The following is a 19,343-nucleotide window of genomic DNA, read 5'->3' on the forward strand; positions in this document are numbered from 1 at the left end:
TGGCGCGGCGCGTTGAGCACGTGTTTTTCCGTAGGACCGCAGGTCCGGGCGGGTGGCCGCGACCGACCACGTGGCGAGCAGTTCCCAACGATCCGTAACCTGGCGTGCATGAACGTAAGTCGGTCGTCGGGGGCTCTTGTCGCGCTGCTGTGCGCGTCACTGCTGGCCGGTGCCGGCTGCGCGCGGTTCGACTCGGCGCAGTCGCAGCCTTTCACCACCGAACCCGAACTGGCTCCCGGGCCGACGTCGACACCGCCGCCACCTCCCCCGCTGCCTGCCAAGCCGTTCCCGAAGGAATGCCCGGCACCGGGCGTCATGCAGGGCTGCCTGGGCAGCACCAGCGGTTTGATCATGTTGCCCGACAGCCAGTCGGCCCTGGTCGCCGAACGTCTCACCGGCAACGTCAAGCAGGTGTCGGTGAAAGCCGAGCCGATCCAGAAGATGCAGATTCCCGTCGACGCGAGCGGCGACGGTGGGCTGATGGACATAGTGCTGTCCCCCACCTATGCGCAGGACCGACTGATGTACGCCTACATCAGCACTCCGTCGGACAATCGGGTGGTGCGCATCGCCGAGGGTGATCCGCCCAAGCCGATCCTGACCGGCATCCCCAGGGGCGCCACCGGGAACACCGGCTCGCTGATCTTCACGAGTCCGACCACGCTGGTGGTGCAGACCGGCGACGCCGGGAATCCCGCCCAGGCCGCCGATCCGGGTTCGTTGGCGGGCAAGTTGTTGCGCATCGAGCAGCCGACGACGGTCAACCAGGCACCGACCACGACCGCGCTGTCGGGCTTGGGCCCGGGTGGGGGCATGTGCATCGATCCGGCTGACCAGTCGCTCTACGTCACCGACCGCACACCGACCGCCGACCGGCTGCAGCGGATCACCAAAGACTCGCAGGTGTCGACCGTGTGGACGTGGCCGGACCGCCCAGGGGTGGCGGGGTGCGCCGCGCTGGACGGCACGGTGCTGGTCAATCTCGTCAACACCAAGCAGACGGTGGCGGTGCGCATGGCACCCGAAACCGGGGCGGTGACCGGGGACCCGGAGGTGGTCCGTCAGGATCAGCACGGTCACGCGTGGGCGCTTCAGGTTTCGCCGGACGGCAACGTGTGGGGCGCCACCGTCAACAAGACCACCGGGGATGCGATGAATCTCGACGACGTCGTATTCCCGCTCTTCCCGCAGGGTGGCGGGTTCCCGCGCACCAACGCCGACAACACCTGATCGGCGCCAAGTCCGCACCTGCAGTAACCGCCGAGCGTGCGCCGGTGGTGGCACCTGACCGAAATTCTCGCCCTGGATGCACGCTCGGGAGGGTCAGCGCGTCGGCGCGGTTAGCTCGGCCCGGATCCGGGTAGCCGCAGCATCAACCGTGTTCCGCCTTGCGGGCTGTCCTCCAATGACGCTGTGCCGCCGTGTATTTCGGCTTGCTGCGCGACCAACGCCAAGCCGAGCCCCGAGCCTGAACGCGACGCCGTGGTGCCGCGGTGGAATCGCGCGAACACCTCGGAGCGCTCCTCTTCCGGCACTCCCGAACCGTTGTCGTCGACGGCGATCTCCACGCCCTCGTGCGAGGAGACCACGCTTAAGCGGATCTGGGTCGCCCCGCCGTGTTTGACCGCATTGGCGATGGCATTGTCGATAACGAGCCGCAGGCCGGCCGGCATCCCCAACATCAGCACGGTCGTCGAGGACGCGAGCGACACGTCCAGACCCGGATAGTGGTGCATCGCGTCGTGGGCGGCACGATCGAGCAGCTCGGCGACGTCCACCGGCACGAAGTCGTCCACGGTCGTGAGCTCGCCCTGCGCGAGACGCTCCAGTGCGGTCAGCGTCGCCTCGATGCGGGACTGGGTACGGATGACGTCGCCGATGACCTCCTCGCGCTGTTCGGCCCCCAGATCGAGGGTGGCGAGCACCTCGAGGTTGGTCCGCATCGCGGTGAGCGGGGTGCGTAGCTCATGGGAGGCGACGGCGGCGAAGTCGCGCGCGGATTCCAGTGCCGCCCTGGTGCGCTGCTGCTCGTCGCCGATCCTGGCGAGCATGCCCTCGACGGCCTCGGAGATCTCGACGGCCTCCCACACCCCGCGCACCTGCACTTCGTCCGGATTGGACTGCGCGTTGATGGCCCGAGCCTGCTGCGCGAGCAGGCGGAACGGGTTGACCATGATCAGGGAGATCAACCAGCCCACGAGCATGGTGATCAGGATGACCCCGGAACAGATCCAGAAGACGCGCCAGTGCAGGGAATCGATGCGGGCCTGGGTTTCGGCCAGCGGTGCGCCCAGCGCGATCGACGCGTTACCGGTCTTGATGGTGCGGACCCGATACTCCACGCCCCCGATCGTGGCGTCGGCGTAACCGCTGTCCAGCTCGGGCAACACGATGTCGGCGGGAATCGAGACCGTCGTGCCGCCGAAGCGGGCCGTACGGACCAGGCCGCCCTCGGTGGGCTCTGGCCCGACGCCTTCCTGCGCGCTGCGCAGCAGGGTGTTCACATCGCCGAGGCTCGACAGCGAATCCAGCCGACGGTCGAGCTGGTCGTACTGGTCGTTGGTGACGCCCACCCACACCCAGACACCCAGGGTCAGCACCAGGATCGTCACGCCCAACTGGGACAGGATGACGATCGAGCGCAGCGACAGCCACCGCAGTGGGTGTGCAAGGACGCGGAAGACCAGGTCCTGAATGCGGGTCATCGCGTTCGACTTTAAGGGCTAACTGCAGGCGGCCATGACAAGTTCGCGCACCCGCGCGGCGTCGGCCTGTCCTTTCGTCGCCTTCATCACCGCGCCGACGATCGCTCCTGCGGCCTGTACCTTGCCGCCGCGGATCTTCTCGGCGACATCGGGATTGGCGGCCAACGCCTCATCGACGGCAGCCTGGATGAGCGAATCGTCGCGGACCACGACCAGCCCGCGGTCGTTCATCACCTGCTCCGGCTCTCCTTCGCCGGCCAGCACGCCTTCTACGACCTGGCGTGCCAGCTTGTTGGACAGCTTCCCGTCGTCGACGAGCTTGACGACGGCAGCGACCTGCGCGGGCGTGATAGGCAGCGCCTCCAGGTCGACCCCGGATTCGTTGGCCTTCTGCACCAGGAAGTTCCCCCACCAGGCCCGTGCCGCGTCGCTGGACGCGCCGTGCTCGACGGTGGCGGCGATCAGGTCGAGCGCGCCGATGTTGACGAGGTCACGCATCACCTCGTCAGCGATCCCCCATTCCTGTTGAATTCGCTTACGCGACAACCAAGGAAGCTCAGGGATGGTGGTTCGCAAACGTTCGACCAGCTCGGCACTCGGCGCCACCGGCTCGAGGTCGGGCTCGGGAAAGTACCGGTAGTCCTGTGCGGTTTCCTTGCTGCGGCCCGGTGAGGTGTGTCCGTCCTCGTGGAAGTGCCGCGTCTCCTGCACGATGGAGCCACCAGCTTCCAGAACCGCTGCCTGCCTTCGCATCTCGTACCGAACAGCGACCTCCACGCTTTTGAGCGAGTTGACGTTCTTGGTCTCGGTGCGGGTGCCGAACTCGGCCTGGCCGATCGGCTTGATGGATACGTTCGAATCGCAGCGCATGGAGCCCTGGTCCATCCGGACATCACTGACGCCCAAGGCGCGCAACAGATCCCGCAGCGCGGTCACGTAGGCGCGGGCGATCTCCGGCGCACGTGCGCCCGTACCCTCGATCGGCTTGGTGACGATCTCGATCAGCGGCACGCCGGAACGGTTGTAGTCGGCGAGCGACGTCGTCGCCCCCGCGATGCGTCCGGTATCGCTGCCGAGGTGGGTCAGCTTCCCGGTGTCCTCCTCCATGTGGGCACGCTCGATCTCGATGCGCCATGTGGTGCCGTCATCGAGAGGCACCTCAAGGTGACCGTTGATCGCGATCGGCTCGTCGTACTGGGAGATCTGATAATTCTTCGGCTGATCGGGATAGAAGTAGTTCTTTCGGGCGAACCGGCCCCACGGGGCGATGTCGCAGTTCAGCGCCAACCCGATGCGGATCGCGGACTCGACCGCGGTCTCGTTGAGGACGGGCAGCGAGCCCGGCAGACCGAGGCAGACCGGGCAGACCTGCGTGTTGGGCTCGGCACCGAACCTGTTGGCACAACCGCAGAACATCTTGGTGGCCGTCGACAGCTCGACGTGAACTTCAAGGCCCAGCACCGGCTCGTACTTGGCGATGACTTCGTCGTAATCGAGCAGTGGTACGGCAGCCGAGGTCACTGAAGTCATGTTCTCGATCCTAATGGGTCGCCCTCGGCCGCCGAGCAGACGCAAACTCGCACGTTCGGCGGCGATTCGAGCGAGTTTGCATCCCCCGCAAGCCGGAGGTGCCCCCAGCTCGCGGGAGGAACCTCAGCCGAAGAACTCGGCGGCGTCGTCGTAGCGGCTCTGCGGGACGAGCTTGAGCTGTTTGACGGCATCGGCGAGCGGAACCCGCCCGATCTCCGTGCCGCGGGCGGACACCATCATCCCGTACTCACCAGCGTGCGCGGCGTCGGCGGCGTTGACCCCGAAGCGGGTCGCCAGGACGCGGTCGTAGGCGGTGGGGGTGCCGCCGCGCTGCACATGTCCGAGAACCGTGACGCGCACCTCCTTCTTGATGCGCTTTTCCACCTCGATCGCAAGCTGCTGGGCGACACCGGTGAACTTCTCGTGCCCGAATTCGTCCATGCCGCCTTGGCGCAGCTGCATCGACCCCTCGGCGGGCTTGGCTCCCTCGGCGACCACGCAGATGAAGTGCGCGTCGCCGCGCTGGAACCGTCGCTTGACCAGCCGGCACACCTCCTCTACGTCGAAGGGCTGCTCCGGGATCAGCGTCATGTGCGCACCGGACGCCATTCCGGCGTTCAGCGCGATCCAGCCGGCGTGGCGGCCCATCACCTCGACGAGCATCACCCGCTGGTGGGATTCCGCGGTGCTGTGCAGCCTGTCGATGGCCTCGGTCGCGATCGTCAGCGCCGTGTCATGGCCGAAAGTCACGTCCGTGCAGTCGATGTCGTTGTCGATCGTCTTCGGCACACCGACAACGGGCACCCCCTCTTCGGAGAGCCAGTGCGCCGCGGTGAGGGTGCCCTCTCCCCCGATCGGGATCAGCACGTCGATGCCGTTGTCTTCGAGCGTCTGCTTGATCTGGTCCAGTCCGGCACGCAGTTTGTCGGGATTGGTGCGGGCGGTGCCCAGCATCGTGCCGCCCTTGGCCAGCAGGCGATCGTTGCGATCGTCATTGGCCAGCTGAATGCGGCGATCCTCCAGCAGGCCGCGCCAGCCGTCGAGGAAGCCGACCACCGACGATCCGTACCGGGCGTCGCAGGTGCGCACGACCGCCCTGATCACCGCGTTAAGGCCAGGACAGTCGCCGCCGCCGGTCAGTACTCCGATGCGCATGCTCTGCATCCTCCCCTGTTACAGCGCAGTTGGCAGTGGACCGCGCGCCCTTTCGTAGGCCGCCCCCACCCGGTAGAGCCGATCGTCGGCGAGGGCAGGCGCCATAATCTGCAGGCCGACCGGCAGATTGTCGTCGGCCGAGAGACCCGACGGCACCGACATGCCGCAGTGCCCGGCCAGGTTCAGCGGCAGCGTGCACAGGTCGAACAGGTACATCGCCAGCGGATCGTCGACCTTCTCGCCGAGCGGGAACGCGGTGCTCGGAGTTGCGGGCGACACCAGTACGTCGACACTCTTGTAAGCCTCGTCGAGATCTCGCGCGATCAGTGTGCGAACCTTCTGCGCCTGGTTGTAGTAGGCGTCGTAATAGCCGGCCGACAGCGCGTACGCGCCGATCATGATGCGGCGCTTGACTTCCGGGCCGAAGCCCGCGGCACGCGTCAGCGCCATGACCTCCTCGGCACTGTGGGTGCCATCGTCGCCGACGCGCAGGCCGTAGCGCATGCCGTCGAATTTCGCGAGGTTCGACGACACCTCTGACGGCAGGATCAGGTAGTAGGCAGGCAGCGAGTAGTCGAAGTGCGGACAGTCGACTTCGGTCACTTCGGCACCGAGCGCGGTGAGCTGGTCGACGGCCGCGGTGAACGAGGTCAGCACACCCGGCTGATAGCCCTCACCGCTGCGCAGCTGCTTGACCACGCCGACTCGAACGCCCCTGAGGTCGCCCTCGGCGCCCGCCCTGGCCGCGGCGACGACGTCGGGCACCGGCGCATCCACCGACGTCGAATCCCGCGGGTCGTGACCGGCGATGATCGCGTGCAGCAGCGCGGTGTCGAGCACAGTCCGCGCACACGGCCCGCCCTGGTCCAGCGACGACGCGCAGGCGATAAGCCCGTAGCGCGACACCGTGCCGTAGGTGGGCTTGACGCCGACGGTCGCGGTCAGCGCCGCGGGCTGGCGGATCGAGCCGCCGGTATCGGAACCGATGGCCAGCGGGGCCTGCAGCGCAGCGAGCGCTGCGGCGCTACCGCCGCCGGACCCGCCGGGCACCCGATCGACGTTCCACGGGTTGCGCGTCGGACCGTAGGCCGAGTTCTCGGTCGAGCTGCCCATCGCGAACTCGTCCATGTTGGTCTTGCCCAGGATCGGGATGCCTGCGGCGCGCAGCCGCGCGGTGACCGTCGCGTCGTACGGCGACATCCAGCCCTCGAGGATCTTCGAGCCGCAGGTCGTTGGCATGTCCGTCGTCGTGAAGACGTCTTTGAGCGCCAACGGGACGCCTGCCAGCGCAGAGGCAGGATCCTCGCCTGCCGCGACGGCGCTGTCCACCGCGGCAGCGGCCTCCAGCGCCCTGTCCGCGGCGACGTGCAGGAACGCGTTGTATCTGCTGTCCGTCGCGGCGATCTGGTCGAGGTGCGCCTGCGTCGCCTCGGTCGAGGACACCTCTTTGGCGGCGATCTTGGCGGCCAAGGTGGCGGCGTCCAGCGTGATCAGCTCGCTCATTCAGCCTCTCCCAGAATCCGCGGCACAGCGAAGCGACCCTCGGCGGCATCCGGGGCCCCCGACAACGCCTGCTCCTGGGTGAGGCACGGCTGCGGTGCGTCCGGACGGAAAACGTTGACATCCTTCAGGGGGTTGCCGGTGGCCTCGACGCCGGTGACGTCGACCGCCTGGATCTGGCTGACGTGGCCGAGAATGGCGTCCAGTTGCCCGGCGAAGCCGTCCAGCTCACTGTCGGTCAGGGCGAGTCGCGCGAGGCGCGCGAGGTGCGCAACCTCGTCTCGGGAGATCTGTGACACGACCACGAAGCCTAGTCGAGGCTTTTCGGCGGCGAGCCGCCCCAACCAGCACCGCGGCGAGCCGCCCCAACCAGCACCGCGGCGAGCCGCCCCAACCAGCACCGCGGCGAGCCGCCCTAACCAGTACCGCCGGCTTTCCTTCGAGTCGCCCGCGTCGGGCCCTCCGTGACACAGTGTCAGCCGTGCCTTCCTATCTGCTGCGGGTCCAGCTTGAGGACCGGCCCGGCAGCCTCGGCTCTCTTGCCGTGGCGCTGGGCTCGGTGGGCGCCGACATCTTGTCCCTCGACGTGGTGGAACGGGCTGCCGGGTATGCGATCGACGACCTCGTCGTCGAGCTGCCGCCCGGTGCGATGCCCGACATGCTCATCACGGCAGCGGAGAACCTGCACGGCGTCTACGTCGACAGCATCCGTCCGCACACCGGCCTGCTCGAGGCGCATCGGGAGCTCGAACTCATCGATCACGTCGCCGCCGCCGCCGGCAAGCTCACCCGGCTTCAAGTGCTCGTCGACGAGGCGCCCCGAGTGCTGCGCGTCGGATGGAGCATGGTCGTCGAGCTCACGGAGGCGGGTGCCGCACGCGTCGTAGGCAGCTCGGGAGCGCCTGAGACGCAGGCCTCGGAGTTGCCGTGGCTGCCTCTCGAGCGGGCCGATGCGCTGAACGCGACGGCCCGCTGGGTTCCGCAGGTGTGGCGCGACATGGACACCACGCTCGCCGCGGCACCCCTTGGCTCACCACGAACCGCCGTGATGCTGGGGCGCCCCGGCGGCCCCGCGTTCCGGCCGAGCGAAGTCGCTCGGCTCGGCTACCTGGCCGGGATCATCGCCACGATCATCGGCTGAGGACTACTGCGGCGAATCCTCGGCGGCCGGCCCGTTTTCCAGCAGAGCTCGGAAACCGTTCTCGTCGAGAACCGGCACCCCCAGTTCGATTGCTTTGTCGTACTTCGAACCCGGCGAGTCACCGGCCACCACATAGGCGGTCCTCTTTGACACCGAACTGGCCGCTTTCCCGCCGCGCGCGATGATCGCTTCCTTCGCCTCGTCCCTGCTGAACCCCGTGAGCGAACCGGTCACCACGATCGACAGCCCCTCCAGCGTGCGCTCGATGCTGGCGTCGCGTTCGTCGGCCATCCGTACGCCGGCCTCGCGCCATTTGTCGACTATCGCGCGGTGCCAATCGACGGTGAACCAGTCGATGACGGCCGCCGCGATCGTCGGACCGACACCCTCCGTATCCGCCAACTGCTCCTCTGAGGCAGCCATGATCGCGTCCAGACTGCCGAACTCGGTCGCCAGCGCCCTGGCTGCGGTTGGTCCGACGTGGCGGATCGACAGCGCAACCAGCACGCGCCACAGCGGTTGCGCTTTGGCCTTTCCGAGATTGGCCAGCAGGCGCTTGCCGTTGGCCGACACCTCGCCGGCCTTCGTCGTGAACAGCTCGGTGCGCAAGAGGTCGTCGGTGGTCAGACCGAACAGGTCGCCTTCATCGGTGATCACCCCGGCCTGCAGAAGGGCGATGGCGGCCTCGTAACCGAGACCTTCGATGTCGAACGCGCCGCGGCCCGCGACGTGAAAGACGCGTTCGCGCAACTGCGCTGGGCAGCTGCGCGAATTCGGGCAGCGGATGTCGGCGTCACCTTCCTTGGCGGGCTTGAGTTCGGTACCGCATTCCGGACAGTGGGTGGGGAACTCGAATTCGCGCTCGGTGCCGTCGCGCAGGTCGACGACCGGTCCGAGCACCTCGGGGATTACGTCGCCGGCCTTGCGGATCACCACGGTGTCGCCGATCAGAACACCCTTGCGCTTGACCTCGGACGCGTTGTGCAGCGTGGCCAGTCCGACGGTGGAACCGGCAACCTTGACCGGCTCCATGTAGGCGAACGGTGTCACACGGCCGGTGCGGCCCACGTTGACGCGGATGTCGAGCAGCTTGGTCTGCGCCTCCTCCGGTGGGTACTTGTAGGCGACCGCCCAGCGAGGTGCGCGCGATGTCGCGCCGAGACGCCGCTGCAACGCGACGTCGTCGACTTTGACCACCACGCCGTCGATTTCGTGTTCGACATCGTGGCGGTGCTCACCCCAGTACGCGATGCGCTCGGTGACCGCGTCGAGGCCCTTCACCTGGGCGGTGTGGTCGGAGACCGGCAGGCCCCACGCCTTGAGCGCGCGGTAGGCGTCGTGGAGCGAGACGAACGGAAACCCTCCCGGACTCTCGATGTGGCCGAGGCCGTGACAGATCATCCGCAACCGGCGCCTGGCCGTGACCGCCGGATTCTTCTGACGCAGCGAGCCCGCCGCACTGTTGCGGGGGTTGGCGAACGGCGGCTTGCCTTCGGCCACCAATCCGGCGTTGAGATCCTCGAAGTCGGCAACCCGGAAGAACACCTCACCACGCACCTCGAGCACTCTTGGAAGAGGGAATTCCTCTGCAGCAGTGAGCTTTTCAGGAATATCGTCGATGGTTCGGGCATTGAGGGTGACATCCTCGCCGGTGCGACCGTCGCCGCGGGTGGCCGCGCGCACCAGCCGGCCGTCGCGATACACCAGCGCCAGCGCGACCCCGTCGATTTTCAGCTCGCACAGATATTGGGCGTTCGCGCCGATCTCGTTCTTGATCCGGGCCGCCCACGCAGCCAGTTCGTCGGGGTCGAACACGTTGTCGAGGCTGAGCATGCGTTCGAGATGGTCGGCGGAGGTGAAATCGGTGGCAAAGCCCGCGCCGCCGACGAGCTGGGTCGGCGAATCGGGGGTGCGCAACTCCGGATGCGCGTCCTCCAACGCCTCCAACTTGCGCAGAAGCGCGTCGAACTCGGCGTCGGTGATGATCGGTGAATCCCGGACGTAGTAGCGGAACTGGTGCTCGCGCACTTCGTCGGCGAGTTCCTGCCAACTGCGGCGTAGATCGGCATCGGGAGCCTCGCCCGCCTGCTCGGCCAGCACCGACTGAGCATCGGTATCCATTTCCCGTCGCTCCGCTCGCCCGGGATCCATTTCCCGTCGCTCCGCTCGCCCGGGATCCATTTCCCGTCGCTCCGCTCGCCCGGGTCCATTTCCCGTCGCTCCGCTCGCCCGGGGCGTCGCCTTCGCACTCACCCTCGCAGGCTATCGAAGCCCAGTGACACAGATTGCCGGACCGACTCCGGCCGCCTGCGTAGGCTGCAGCCATGCCGCATCCGGTCATGTTCCGCGACGACGACATGGGCCTGGCCGAGGTGCGCGAGATCGCGCTGGGTTTCCCGGGGGCGTTCGAGAAGGTGTCCCACGGTCGCCCCGTTTTCTGCGCGCCGAAGATGTTCGTCATCTATGGCGGCAGCGCGAAGGCGGACAGCAAGGGCGAACACATTCAGTACCCGCACTCGATCCTGGTGAAGGTCGACGACAGCGACAGGGCCGCGCTTGACCAGGACCGCCGCTTCTTCTTCCCGGCCTACATGGGCCCCTACGGCTGGCTCGGCCTGGACTTCACTGCCGCGAAGGTGGACTGGAAGGAGGTTGCCGAATTGGCCGATGCATCGTTTCGCATGGTGGCCGCCAGGAAATTGATCCAGCAGCTCGACCAACGTTGACCCGCCGCAGCACACGCCAGACTCGATCGGAGACTCCATGAGCTTCGCCAGCCCCTTCCCCGAAGTCGACATCCCCACCTCCAGCGTCTACGACTATCTATTCGAGCGGATCTCCGACGCCGAGCTCGACACCGTCGCGCTGATCGACGCGAAGTCGGGCCGCCAGACCACCTACCGCGAGATGGTCGCGCGCATCGATTCGTTCGCCGGGGCCCTGGCTGCCCGCGGTGTCGGCGTCGGTGATGTGGTCGGCCTGCTCGCGCCCAACAGCTCGGCATTCGCCGTCTCGTTCCACGGAATCCTGCGCGCCGGCGCGACCGCGACAACGATCAATGCGCTGTTCACGGCCAAGGACATCGCCAAGCAGCTGACCGATTCGAAAGCCAAGATGCTGATCACGGTGACGCCGCTGCTGGCCCAGGCCAAGGAGGGAGCGACGCTGGCGGGCCTGTCCCCCGACAACCTCTTCGTGCTCGACGGTGCGGGTCGTGACGGCACAGGCGATGGGGCGGGCCACCCCAACGCTGCGGATCTGCTGGCGTCGGGAACGGCTGCGCCCCAGGTCAATTTCGCGCCGTCGTCCCATCTGGCGGCGCTGCCGTACAGCTCGGGGACGACCGGCAACCCCAAGGGCGTCATGCTCACCCACCGCAACCTGGTCGCCAACGTTGCCCAGATCCGCCCGCTGCACGGAATGCAACCCGACGACGTGGTGCTGGCGGTGCTGCCGTTCTTCCACATCTACGGCATGACCGTGCTGCTCAACGCGGCTCTGCATGCGCGGGCCCGGCTGGTCATCATGCCGAGCTTCGACCTCGGCGAGTTCCTCGGCAACATCGCCGAACACAAATGCACGATCGCTTTCATCGCACCACCCGTCGCGGTAGCCCTGGCCAAGCATCCCCTTGTCGATGAGCACGACCTGTCCTCCCTCAACGTCGTCATGTCCGGGGCGGCGCCGCTCGACGCCGACCTCGGCCATGCGGTTGCAAAACGCCTGAGCTGCAAGGTGGTTCAGGGATATGGCATGAGTGAGCTCAGCCCCGTCAGCCACATCACACCGTTCGACGGCGGGCGGGTGAACATGCATGAGGAGGCACCGCTGAGCTCCGTCGGCTGGACGGTGTCCAACGCCGCGTCGAAACTGGTCGACCCGGAAACCGGCAAAGAGATCGAGATTCCGGAAGAGGGTTTGAGCCAGACCGGTGAGTTGTGGTTCAAGGGCCCCAACGTGATGGCCGGCTACCTCAACAACGAGACCGCGACCAAGGAGACCATCGACGACGACGGCTGGCTGCACACCGGCGATCTCGCTCAGGTCGACCACAAAGGGTTGGTGTACATCGTCGATCGGCTCAAGGAGTTGATCAAATACAAGGGCTACCAGGTTCCGCCCGCCGAACTCGAAGCAGTGCTGCTCTCCCACCCCGACATCGCCGACGCCGCGGTGATCGGTGTCCGCGACGAAGAGGGCGAGGAGGTGCCGAAGGCGTTCGTCGTCAAGCAAGAGGGCGCCGAGCTGACCGACGCACAGGTCATCGAGTTCGTCGCGAGCAATGTCGCCCCGTACAAAAAGGTCCGCCAGGTGCAGTTCATCGACGCCATCCCGAAATCGGCCTCGGGCAAAATTCTGCGGAAGGATCTGCGGAACTAGAGCACAGCCAACTGGTTTCGGCCCTGGCGGATCACGTGTCAGATTCCGTCGGGATCCTCGGCCATGCCGTCGACAGCCTTCTGCGCCAACTCGATCGCTGCGCGCGCCCACGCCGCCGTTGCCGCAGCCAGCCCACACGCGGGGCTGATACCGATGCGGTCCCGCAGGACGGCACGGGCGAAGCCCAGCCGATCGGTGATGCCCGCAACGGATGCGGCGATCTGCTGCGGAGACGGCTTCGGGCCCGCCGGTCTAGCGGGGACAGCACCGAGTAGCACAGTCCTGCCGGAGTCCACGAACTCTCCGATCCCGTCCAGGTCGGCAGCGGTCAGCGTCTCGACATCTACCGACACTGCGCTGATCATGCTGCGCTGCAACAACTTCCACGGCAGACCCGACGCGCAGCTGTGTAGTGCGACCTCGCCACCCACGGCGCCGGCGCACTCGTCGAGCAGCGCGGTGACGACCGATTCGTCGACCGGGTGTACGGGGTTCAGGCTGGTCACCCCGGTCAGCCTTCCGGCCAGCGCCGCGGGAAGCGACGGCTCGTCGAACTGCACCACGACCGTGCTTTCCAGCCTGCGTTCGAGCTGTTGCCGATGCGCAGCAACGCCTTCTGCGAGTGAAGCCGTCAGGTCTCGAACGGCACCGGAGTCGGTGATGGCACGGTGCCCGCCGGGCAGCTCCAGCGCAGCCGCGAGGGTGACCGGGCCTGGCGCCTGCACCTTGACGACACGCTCACCGCCGCGCAGACCGGCCTTCTCCCACGCTTCCTCCAGCGCGTCGAGGTCTTCGTCGAGCAGGCTCGCGGCGCGGCGCGTCACCGAGCTGCGCCCGCCCGCGATGCGGTAACCACGCGGCACAGTGTCGATCGCGATGTCGACGAGCAGAGCCCCGGCACGCCCGATCATGTCGGCACCGAGCCCGCGGGCCGGCAGCTCCACGAGATGCGGCAGGCGGTGGAGCTCGCCGACCACCACCTCGGCCGCCTCCCTTGCGGAGATGCCCGGCCAGGATCCGACGCCCGTCGCGGTGGCGAAAACACTCACTCGCCCGACGATATTCGACGCACTAGAGTCCTGGTATGACGGGCCGCGTATTCACGGCGCTGATGTGCGCCGCGGCGATCCTCGGGGCGGGCTGCAGTCAGACGGTGAGCGGCTCGGCCGTCCGGCCGCCGCCGGCCATCGACGAGAACTCGCGCTCACCGATCGACGTCGACAGCGTGCTGCTCGACCGTGCGCAGATGCAGGCCGTGACCGGCGCGGGCGCGGATCTGACCGCGATCCCGGGAACGGAGAGCAAGTACCCGGTGGACATCGACATCCCCGGCTATCTGGCCAATGACATTGCACCCGAATGCGATTGGATTTACGCCGAGACGCAGGTGTTCGGTTCGGAGGTCGAGGAGTTCCACAAAACCACCTACCAGAACCCGCCCGACGGCGGCCTCATCTCGCAGGCGGCCGCGGGATACCGCGACGCCGCGACGGCCGAGCGGGCATTCGACGCGATGGTCGCGCAGATCGAGCAGTGTGAGGCCACCGACTCGGGAACGGCAATGGTGGGCGAGGTGACGGCGTCGGAGAACTCCGTTCATACCCGGCCCGGCACCTGCGGTCGCGACTACCGGGTGAAATCCGCGGTCCTTGTGGAGGTCACTTTCTGCGCGTTCCCCGACTCGGTGCCCGACATCGTGATGACGAACATCTTGGCGAACGTGCCGGGTTAGTTCGCAGCGCGGATGGTGGCGCTGCCCAGTACTTCGTCGCCGTCTGGATCCGGTCGGTAGAGCACCAGCGTCTGGCCGGCAGCGACACCCCGTAGCGGGCTGCGCAACGTGACCTCGAGCGTGTCGGCATGCAGTTCGGCGACGGCATCGGTGATTCCGCCGTGGGCGCGGACCTGCACCACACATTCGACCGGACCTGCGGGCGCGACGCCGGACGTGAACACCGGAGCGTCACCGAGCAGGCGGCCGACTTCGAGATCGGCGCGGTCACCGACGTGGACGGTGCCGGTCTGCGCATCGATGCCGGTCACGTACCTCGGGCGGCCGTCGGGACCCGGGCCGGGAATGCCCAGACCCTTGCGCTGGCCGATCGTGAAGCCGTGCACTCCGTCGTGCTCGGCGAGCACCGTGCCCGTCGCGTCGACGACGTTGCCTCGGCGCACGCCGATCCGGGCGCCGAGAAAAGCCTTGGTGTCGCCGGACGGGATGAAGCAGATGTCGTGGCTGTCGGCCTTGTCGGCCACGGCAAGACCGCGCTGTGCGGCCTCCTCGCGAATCTGCGGCTTCGGCGTGTCCCCGATCGGGAACACCGCGTGGCGCAGCTGCTCGGCAGTCAGGACCGCCAGCACATAAGACTGGTCTTTGTCCGCGTCCACGGCACGGCGCAGCCGGCCGTCGGACAGCCGGGCGTAATGGCCGGTGGCCAGCGCATCGAAACCGAGCGCGAGCGCGCGAGCGGACAACGCGGAGAACTTGATTCGCTCGTTGCAGCGCACACACGGATTGGGGGTCTCGCCGCGCGCGTACGACTCCACGAAGTCGTCGATGACGTCCTCTTTGAAACGGTCTGCGAAATCCCAGACGTAAAAAGGGATGTTGAGAACATCGGCCACCCGGCGCGCATCACCGGCGTCCTCTTTCGAGCAACATCCCCGCGATCCAGTGCGCAAGGTACCCGGCGCTGACGACAGCGCCAGATGTACACCGACGACGTCGTGTCCGGCGTCGACCATTCTGGCGGCGGCCACCGAGGAGTCCACGCCGCCGCTCATGGCGACCAGTACCCGCATCGCTAGTGCCGTCCCGAACTGGCCAGGGCTGCTTGCCGGGCGCGCTCCACGGCAGCGGGCAGCACCTCGAGGACCGCCTCGATGTCAGCGTCGGTGCTGGTGTGCCCCAACGACATCCTCAGGGAGCCGCGCGCGCTTGCCGGGTCGGCACCCATCGCCGTCAACACATGGGAGGGTTGCGCAACGCCCGCGGTACACGCTGACCCTGTGGAGCATTCGATTCCCTTGGCGTCCAACAGCATCAGCAGCGAGTCACCTTCACATCCGCGGAAGGTGAAGTGCGCGTTGCCGGGCAGTCTGCCCGCGCCCGCCGCGCCGTTGACCGCGACATCGTCGATCGCGCCGAGCACTCCGTCGATGAGTCTGTCTCGCAATTCGCGCATGCGGGCGGCGCCGGCGTCCATGGCTTCCACCGCGGCACGCGCCGCGGCCGCCATACCGACGACTCCTGCGACATCCTGTGTGCCCGAACGTACGTCGCGTTCCTGCCCGCCGCCGTGCAGCTGGGGCACGCACGCGACGTCGCGGCGCAGCAACAGCGCACCCACACCGGTGGGGCCGCCGAACTTGTGCGCGGCGACGCTCATCGCCGACAGGCCGCTCGCGGCGAAGTCGACGGGAAGCGCTCCGATCGCCTGGATTGCGTCGCTGTGCATGGGAACTCCGAATTCGGCTGCTACGGAGGCAAGTTCGGCGATCGGCATGATCGTCCCGACCTCGTTGTTGGCCCACATGACCGACACCAATGCGACGTCCGCGGCCCCAGTCAGGGCGGCCCGCAGGTCGGCGGCGCTGACGGCGCCGTATTGATCGACCGGCAGCCACGTCACCTCAGCGCCTTCATGATCGACGAGCCACTGGACGGCGTCGAGGACCGCGTGATGCTCGACGGGCGTGGTCACGATTCGACGACGTTCCGGCGACTCACTGCGACGGGCCCAGTAGATTCCTTTGACGGCCAGATTGTCACTCTCGGTGCCGCCCGCGGTGAAGATCACCTCCGAGGGGCGCGCACCCAGCAGATGGGCCAGCGTCTCCCGCGATTCCTCGAGCCGACGGCGAGCCAGCCGGCCGGAGCCGTGCAGCGAGGACGCATTTCCCACCGTTGCCATGGCGGCGGCCATCGCCTCGATGGCAGCGGGGCGCATCGGGGTGGTGGCGGCGTGGTCGAGGTAGACCGGCCTGGCAGCGGGCACGGACGCAGACATAGCCGTTCCAGGATAGCCGTCGGGCTGCGGCTTTCCCCTATCGCACTCAGGCGACCAGCGCGTGACCCTCGCCGGAAGCCGAATTCCTCACCTGCGCCGATCGCTGCTCGCCGCGCACGGCGGCCTCGCACCGTGCCGCCAGCTCACGACGGTCCTGCCCGGGCAGCTGCAGCGATTCGACATGGATGTGGCAGACGGTGCGCCGGGCGGTGATGACCCGCTTGATCGATGTCAGCAGTGTGTCGTCGCCGACAAATGCCGGCACGGTGGACGGTCGCCCATCCTTGTGCCGATACGTCAGGCGAAGCGGCTGGACCGGCCGTCCGGCGTCGACGGCGGCCTGGAACATGGCCGGTCGGAACCGTCCGTACCCCAGACCGCACCACGTGGTGCCTTCCGGGAACGCCACCACGGTGTGACCGGACCGCAGCCGGTCGGCGACGGCGGCCACCACGACGGGCAGCCTGCGCAGACGCGCGCGGTCGATCGGGATGACCTTCATGATCCGCACGATCGGACCCAGGGCCGGCCAGTCAGTGAGGTCGGCGCGGGCGACGAACGAGCCCGGCAGCACGGTGCCGATAGCGAACACGTCCAACCAGGACACGTGCCCGCTGACGACGAGCACTCCCCGCAAGTTGCGGATCGGTCCGCCGGAGACCGCCATCCGCACGCCGAGGGCACGCAACATCAGGCGGCAGTAGCCGCGCTGCAGGTGCGACCGGCCCGGCAGCGGGATGGCCAGCAGCCACACCCCGGCGAAGAGCGCCACCGCGGCACAGACGCGCAGTGAGGTGCGTAGCGCGATCACCCACTGGCGGCCCGGGCCGTCGGCGCCGGCGTGCACACAACCTGCGCCACAGGTCGCACGCTGCAGCCAAGCGTGTTCGTCGGTGATCGTCATGACGGCGATCCGACCGCATCCGCCGCGGCACCCACCGACCGCAGCCGTTTCAGGTAGCGGACGTCGGCACGGCGCTTGTCGAGAAGCGCTGGGAAGTCGCCGACCCCGAAGTCCGGGTCGTGGGCGGGTTCGCCACAGATCTGCGCGCCCAGACGCAGATAACCGCGCATCAGCGGCGGCACGGTTACCCGGTCGGGCGGGTCGATGTGGTCGAGACCGTGACCGTCGACGACCACGGGGCGATACGGGTACACGGTGTACTCGGCGGGCGCGGCATTGCGGCGCATGACGAAGTCGCGGACGCCGCGCAGTTGGCTGCCCGGCGCGTTGCGGCCCTGCGGGTCCTCGACGGGGACTGAGACGCAGCCGGTGACGTAGTCGTATCCGCTGCGATCCAGGTAGGCGAGGATCCCGGCCCACATCAGCAGCACGACGGCTCCGTTGCGGTGGTCGTGACGCACGACCGCGCGGCCCATCTCGACGAGCGACGGACGGAGCGCATCGAGGGCGGTCACATTGAATTCGGTGGCGGTGTAGAGCCCGCCGGCGGCGATGGCTCCCGGCGGGGGAAGCATGCGGTAGCAGCCGACGAGTTCGCCGGTGTCGTCATCGCGCACGAGGAGGTGGTCGCAGTACTCGTCGAACCGGTCGGCGTCCAGGCCTGCCGTGCTGCTGCCGGATTGGCTGCTGTCCTGCAGCGCGAAGCCGGGCTCGGAGGTGAACACGTCATGACGGAGACGCTGGGCGGCTTCGATGGAATCGGTGTCGGTGCACAGCAGCAACGCGTAACGCGGGTGGCGCGTCGAATCGTCCGCTGGAGCAGATGTGTCGCTTGGGATGAGTACAGAGGCAGTGCTCATGCCTGCACGGTCGCGCAGGTGTTCGGCGCGATGGCAATCGATACGTGACGTGTTCGTGAGCGCTGGGTGACGGTTGGGGTTCGTCAAGATCGACACCGTTGACATCCGTCCGAAAGGTCCCCGACGACAGTGGCCCCCATCCCGGCTGGGGATGGGGGCCACTCTCGAACGGTTGAGCTGCGGGAATTAACCCTTCCGCGCCTTGACGGCGTCGGTCAGCTGCGGTGTGACCTTGAAGAGGTCGCCGACGATGCCGAGATCGGCGATCTCGAAGATCGGCGCCTCTTCGTCCTTGTTGACCGCGACGATCGTCTTGGACGTCTGCATGCCGGCCCGGTGCTGGATAGCTCCGGAGATGCCCAGCGCGATGTAGAGCTGCGGGGACACCGTCTTGCCGGTCTGGCCGACCTGGAACTGACCCGGGTAGTAGCCGGAGTCGACGGCCGCGCGCGAAGCGCCGACGGCACCACCGAGGGAATCCGCGAGATCTTCGACGATCTTGAAGTTCTCCTCGCTACCGACCCCGCGGCCACCGGAGACGACGACGGTCGCCTCGGTCAGCTCGGGGCGGTCGCCCGCGACGGCGGGCTCACGCGACGTGATCTTCGTCGCGTTCTCGGCGGCAGCGGGTACCTCGACGTTGACGACCTCACCCGTGCCGTCGGCGGGCTCGGCCTCGATCGAGCCGGGACGCACGGTGATGACCGGGGTGTCACCGACGGCCTCGGCCTCGACGGTGTAGGCGCCACCGAAGATCGAGTGAATGCCCTTACCGCCTTCCTTCACCTCGACAACGTCGCTCAGGATGCCGGATCCGATACGGGCGGCCAGACGTCCGGCGATCTCCTTGCCGTCCGCGGAGGCGGCGAGCAGAACGCCTGCCGGGGTGGCTGATTCGGCCAACGAGGCCAGCACATCCACGAACGGGGTGATCAGGTAGTTCTCTGCGTCGTCAGACTCGGCGACGTAGATCTTGGCGGCGCCGGCGGACTTCAGCCCGTCGACAAGGCCCTCGGCGGTGCCGGGCTTGCCGACGACGACGGCGGCGGGCTCGCCCAGGACGCGGGCGGCGGTGATCAGTTCGGCGGTGACTTTCTTCAACGCGCCTTCGGCGTGCTCGACGAGCACAAGTACTTCAGCCATGGGGTTTGTCTCGTT

Annotated in this window: 17 protein-coding genes; 5 read left to right on the forward strand and 12 right to left on the reverse strand. The window is 67.6% G+C overall.

Going from position 1 to position 19,343, the window contains the following annotated elements; translation table 11 throughout:
• Positions 1-108 precede the first annotated feature (108 nt).
• Positions 109-1,230 carry a PQQ-dependent sugar dehydrogenase gene (locus AWC12_RS12760; RefSeq protein ID WP_085174714.1) on the forward strand — a complete coding sequence of 374 codons (1,122 nt, stop codon included), beginning with the start codon at positions 109-111 and terminating at the stop codon, positions 1,228-1,230.
• Between the two features lie 110 nt (positions 1,231-1,340).
• On the opposite strand, the gene AWC12_RS12765 is transcribed toward AWC12_RS12760, so the two are convergent.
• The 5 genes from AWC12_RS12765 to gatC form a co-directional block, all read right to left on the reverse strand.
• Positions 1,341-2,705 carry a sensor histidine kinase gene (locus tag AWC12_RS12765; RefSeq protein WP_024447857.1) on the reverse strand — a complete coding sequence of 455 codons (1,365 nt, stop codon included), beginning with the start codon at positions 2,703-2,705 and terminating at the stop codon, positions 1,341-1,343.
• Between the two features lie 18 nt (positions 2,706-2,723).
• Complete coding sequence (gene gatB / locus AWC12_RS12770; protein ID WP_024447856.1) at positions 2,724-4,235, reverse strand: Asp-tRNA(Asn)/Glu-tRNA(Gln) amidotransferase subunit GatB; 1,512 nt, start codon at positions 4,233-4,235, stop codon at positions 2,724-2,726.
• A 123-nt stretch (positions 4,236-4,358) separates the two neighbouring features.
• Positions 4,359-5,390 carry an ATP-dependent 6-phosphofructokinase gene (locus tag AWC12_RS12775; protein ID WP_024447855.1) on the reverse strand — a complete coding sequence of 344 codons (1,032 nt, stop codon included), beginning with the start codon at positions 5,388-5,390 and terminating at the stop codon, positions 4,359-4,361.
• An 18-nt stretch (positions 5,391-5,408) separates the two neighbouring features.
• The gene (gatA, locus tag AWC12_RS12780) at positions 5,409-6,893 is read right to left on the reverse strand and encodes an Asp-tRNA(Asn)/Glu-tRNA(Gln) amidotransferase subunit GatA (RefSeq protein ID WP_085174716.1); all 1,485 of its coding nucleotides are present in this window, start codon (positions 6,891-6,893) and stop codon (positions 5,409-5,411) included.
• Positions 6,890-7,189 carry an Asp-tRNA(Asn)/Glu-tRNA(Gln) amidotransferase subunit GatC gene (gene gatC, locus AWC12_RS12785; RefSeq protein WP_085174926.1) on the reverse strand — a complete coding sequence of 100 codons (300 nt, stop codon included), beginning with the start codon at positions 7,187-7,189 and terminating at the stop codon, positions 6,890-6,892. The genes gatA and gatC overlap by 4 nt, the downstream gene beginning before the upstream one ends.
• 173 nt (positions 7,190-7,362) lie before the next feature.
• On the opposite strand from gatC, the gene AWC12_RS12790 reads away from it, so the two are divergent.
• On the forward strand, positions 7,363-8,031 hold the full coding sequence (locus AWC12_RS12790) for an ACT domain-containing protein (RefSeq protein WP_207576430.1): 669 nt from the start codon (positions 7,363-7,365) through the stop codon (positions 8,029-8,031).
• 3 nt (positions 8,032-8,034) lie between these two features.
• Here AWC12_RS12790 and ligA read toward each other — a convergent pair whose 3' ends face one another.
• Positions 8,035-10,152, reverse strand: a complete 2,118-nt coding sequence (gene ligA / locus AWC12_RS12795) for an NAD-dependent DNA ligase LigA (protein WP_085174718.1) — start codon at positions 10,150-10,152, stop codon at positions 8,035-8,037.
• Positions 10,153-10,355: 203 nt separating this feature from the next.
• Here ligA and AWC12_RS12800 point away from each other — a divergent pair, with 203 nt between their 5' ends.
• Both AWC12_RS12800 and AWC12_RS12805 read left to right on the forward strand, forming a co-directional pair.
• A complete protein-coding gene (locus tag AWC12_RS12800) occupies positions 10,356-10,757 on the forward strand; it encodes an MmcQ/YjbR family DNA-binding protein (protein ID WP_024447850.1) in 402 nt (133 codons plus the stop codon).
• A gap of 37 nt (positions 10,758-10,794) precedes the next feature.
• On the forward strand, positions 10,795-12,411 hold the full coding sequence (locus AWC12_RS12805) for a 4-coumarate--CoA ligase family protein (RefSeq protein WP_085174720.1): 1,617 nt from the start codon (positions 10,795-10,797) through the stop codon (positions 12,409-12,411).
• Positions 12,412-12,449: 38 nt separating this feature from the next.
• On the opposite strand, the gene AWC12_RS12810 is transcribed toward AWC12_RS12805, so the two are convergent.
• Positions 12,450-13,460 carry a uroporphyrinogen decarboxylase/cobalamine-independent methonine synthase family protein gene (locus AWC12_RS12810; RefSeq protein WP_085174721.1) on the reverse strand — a complete coding sequence of 337 codons (1,011 nt, stop codon included), beginning with the start codon at positions 13,458-13,460 and terminating at the stop codon, positions 12,450-12,452.
• 35 nt (positions 13,461-13,495) lie between these two features.
• Between AWC12_RS12810 and AWC12_RS12815 the strand changes: the two genes are divergently transcribed.
• Complete coding sequence (locus AWC12_RS12815; RefSeq protein WP_085174723.1) at positions 13,496-14,143, forward strand: sensor domain-containing protein; 648 nt, start codon at positions 13,496-13,498, stop codon at positions 14,141-14,143.
• Here the strand turns inward: AWC12_RS12815 and mnmA are convergent.
• The 5 genes from mnmA to AWC12_RS12840 all read right to left on the reverse strand — a co-directional run bounded on the left by mnmA (position 14,140) and on the right by AWC12_RS12840 (position 19,328).
• Positions 14,140-15,213, reverse strand: coding sequence for a tRNA 2-thiouridine(34) synthase MnmA (mnmA, locus tag AWC12_RS12820; protein WP_085174725.1), 1,074 nt, complete (start codon positions 15,211-15,213; stop codon positions 14,140-14,142). The genes AWC12_RS12815 and mnmA overlap by 4 nt on opposite strands.
• Positions 15,214-15,215: 2 nt before the next feature.
• Positions 15,216-16,421 carry a cysteine desulfurase family protein gene (locus AWC12_RS12825; RefSeq protein WP_207576431.1) on the reverse strand — a complete coding sequence of 402 codons (1,206 nt, stop codon included), beginning with the start codon at positions 16,419-16,421 and terminating at the stop codon, positions 15,216-15,218.
• A gap of 46 nt (positions 16,422-16,467) precedes the next feature.
• The gene (locus AWC12_RS12830; protein ID WP_085174727.1) at positions 16,468-17,325 is read right to left on the reverse strand and encodes a lysophospholipid acyltransferase family protein; all 858 of its coding nucleotides are present in this window, start codon (positions 17,323-17,325) and stop codon (positions 16,468-16,470) included.
• Complete coding sequence (locus tag AWC12_RS12835) at positions 17,322-18,185, reverse strand: GNAT family N-acetyltransferase (protein WP_024447843.1); 864 nt, start codon at positions 18,183-18,185, stop codon at positions 17,322-17,324. Before AWC12_RS12835 ends, AWC12_RS12830 begins: the two co-directional genes overlap by 4 nt.
• A gap of 186 nt (positions 18,186-18,371) precedes the next feature.
• A complete protein-coding gene (locus AWC12_RS12840; RefSeq protein WP_085174729.1) occupies positions 18,372-19,328 on the reverse strand; it encodes an electron transfer flavoprotein subunit alpha/FixB family protein in 957 nt (318 codons plus the stop codon).
• Between the last annotated feature and the right edge of the window lie 15 nt (positions 19,329-19,343).

Source organism: Mycolicibacterium iranicum, assembly GCF_002101705.1.
In the GTDB taxonomy this organism is placed as follows: Bacteria; Actinomycetota; Actinomycetes; order Mycobacteriales; family Mycobacteriaceae; genus Mycobacterium; species Mycobacterium iranicum.

What these genes read in the sequence shown, in the direction of transcription:
- AWC12_RS12800 (WP_024447850.1), top strand. Translation starts at nt 10,356, where the DNA reads ATGCCGCATCCGGTCATGTTCCGCGACGACGACATGGGCCTGGCCGAG.
- AWC12_RS12825 (WP_207576431.1), bottom strand. Translation starts at nt 16,421, where the DNA reads ATGTCTGCGTCCGTGCCCGCTGCCAGGCCGGTCTACCTCGACCACGCC.
- AWC12_RS12835 (WP_024447843.1), bottom strand. Translation starts at nt 18,185, where the DNA reads ATGAGCACTGCCTCTGTACTCATCCCAAGCGACACATCTGCTCCAGCG.
- gatB (WP_024447856.1), bottom strand. Translation starts at nt 4,235, where the DNA reads ATGACTTCAGTGACCTCGGCTGCCGTACCACTGCTCGATTACGACGAA.
- AWC12_RS12815 (WP_085174723.1), top strand. Translation starts at nt 13,496, where the DNA reads ATGACGGGCCGCGTATTCACGGCGCTGATGTGCGCCGCGGCGATCCTC.
- mnmA (WP_085174725.1), bottom strand. Translation starts at nt 15,213, where the DNA reads ATGCGGGTACTGGTCGCCATGAGCGGCGGCGTGGACTCCTCGGTGGCC.
- AWC12_RS12840 (WP_085174729.1), bottom strand. Translation starts at nt 19,328, where the DNA reads ATGGCTGAAGTACTTGTGCTCGTCGAGCACGCCGAAGGCGCGTTGAAG.
- AWC12_RS12765 (WP_024447857.1), bottom strand. Translation starts at nt 2,705, where the DNA reads ATGACCCGCATTCAGGACCTGGTCTTCCGCGTCCTTGCACACCCACTG.
- AWC12_RS12775 (WP_024447855.1), bottom strand. Translation starts at nt 5,390, where the DNA reads ATGCGCATCGGAGTACTGACCGGCGGCGGCGACTGTCCTGGCCTTAAC.
- AWC12_RS12805 (WP_085174720.1), top strand. Translation starts at nt 10,795, where the DNA reads ATGAGCTTCGCCAGCCCCTTCCCCGAAGTCGACATCCCCACCTCCAGC.
- gatA (WP_085174716.1), bottom strand. Translation starts at nt 6,893, where the DNA reads ATGAGCGAGCTGATCACGCTGGACGCCGCCACCTTGGCCGCCAAGATC.
- ligA (WP_085174718.1), bottom strand. Translation starts at nt 10,152, where the DNA reads ATGGATACCGATGCTCAGTCGGTGCTGGCCGAGCAGGCGGGCGAGGCT.
- AWC12_RS12830 (WP_085174727.1), bottom strand. Translation starts at nt 17,325, where the DNA reads ATGACGATCACCGACGAACACGCTTGGCTGCAGCGTGCGACCTGTGGC.
- AWC12_RS12760 (WP_085174714.1), top strand. Translation starts at nt 109, where the DNA reads ATGAACGTAAGTCGGTCGTCGGGGGCTCTTGTCGCGCTGCTGTGCGCG.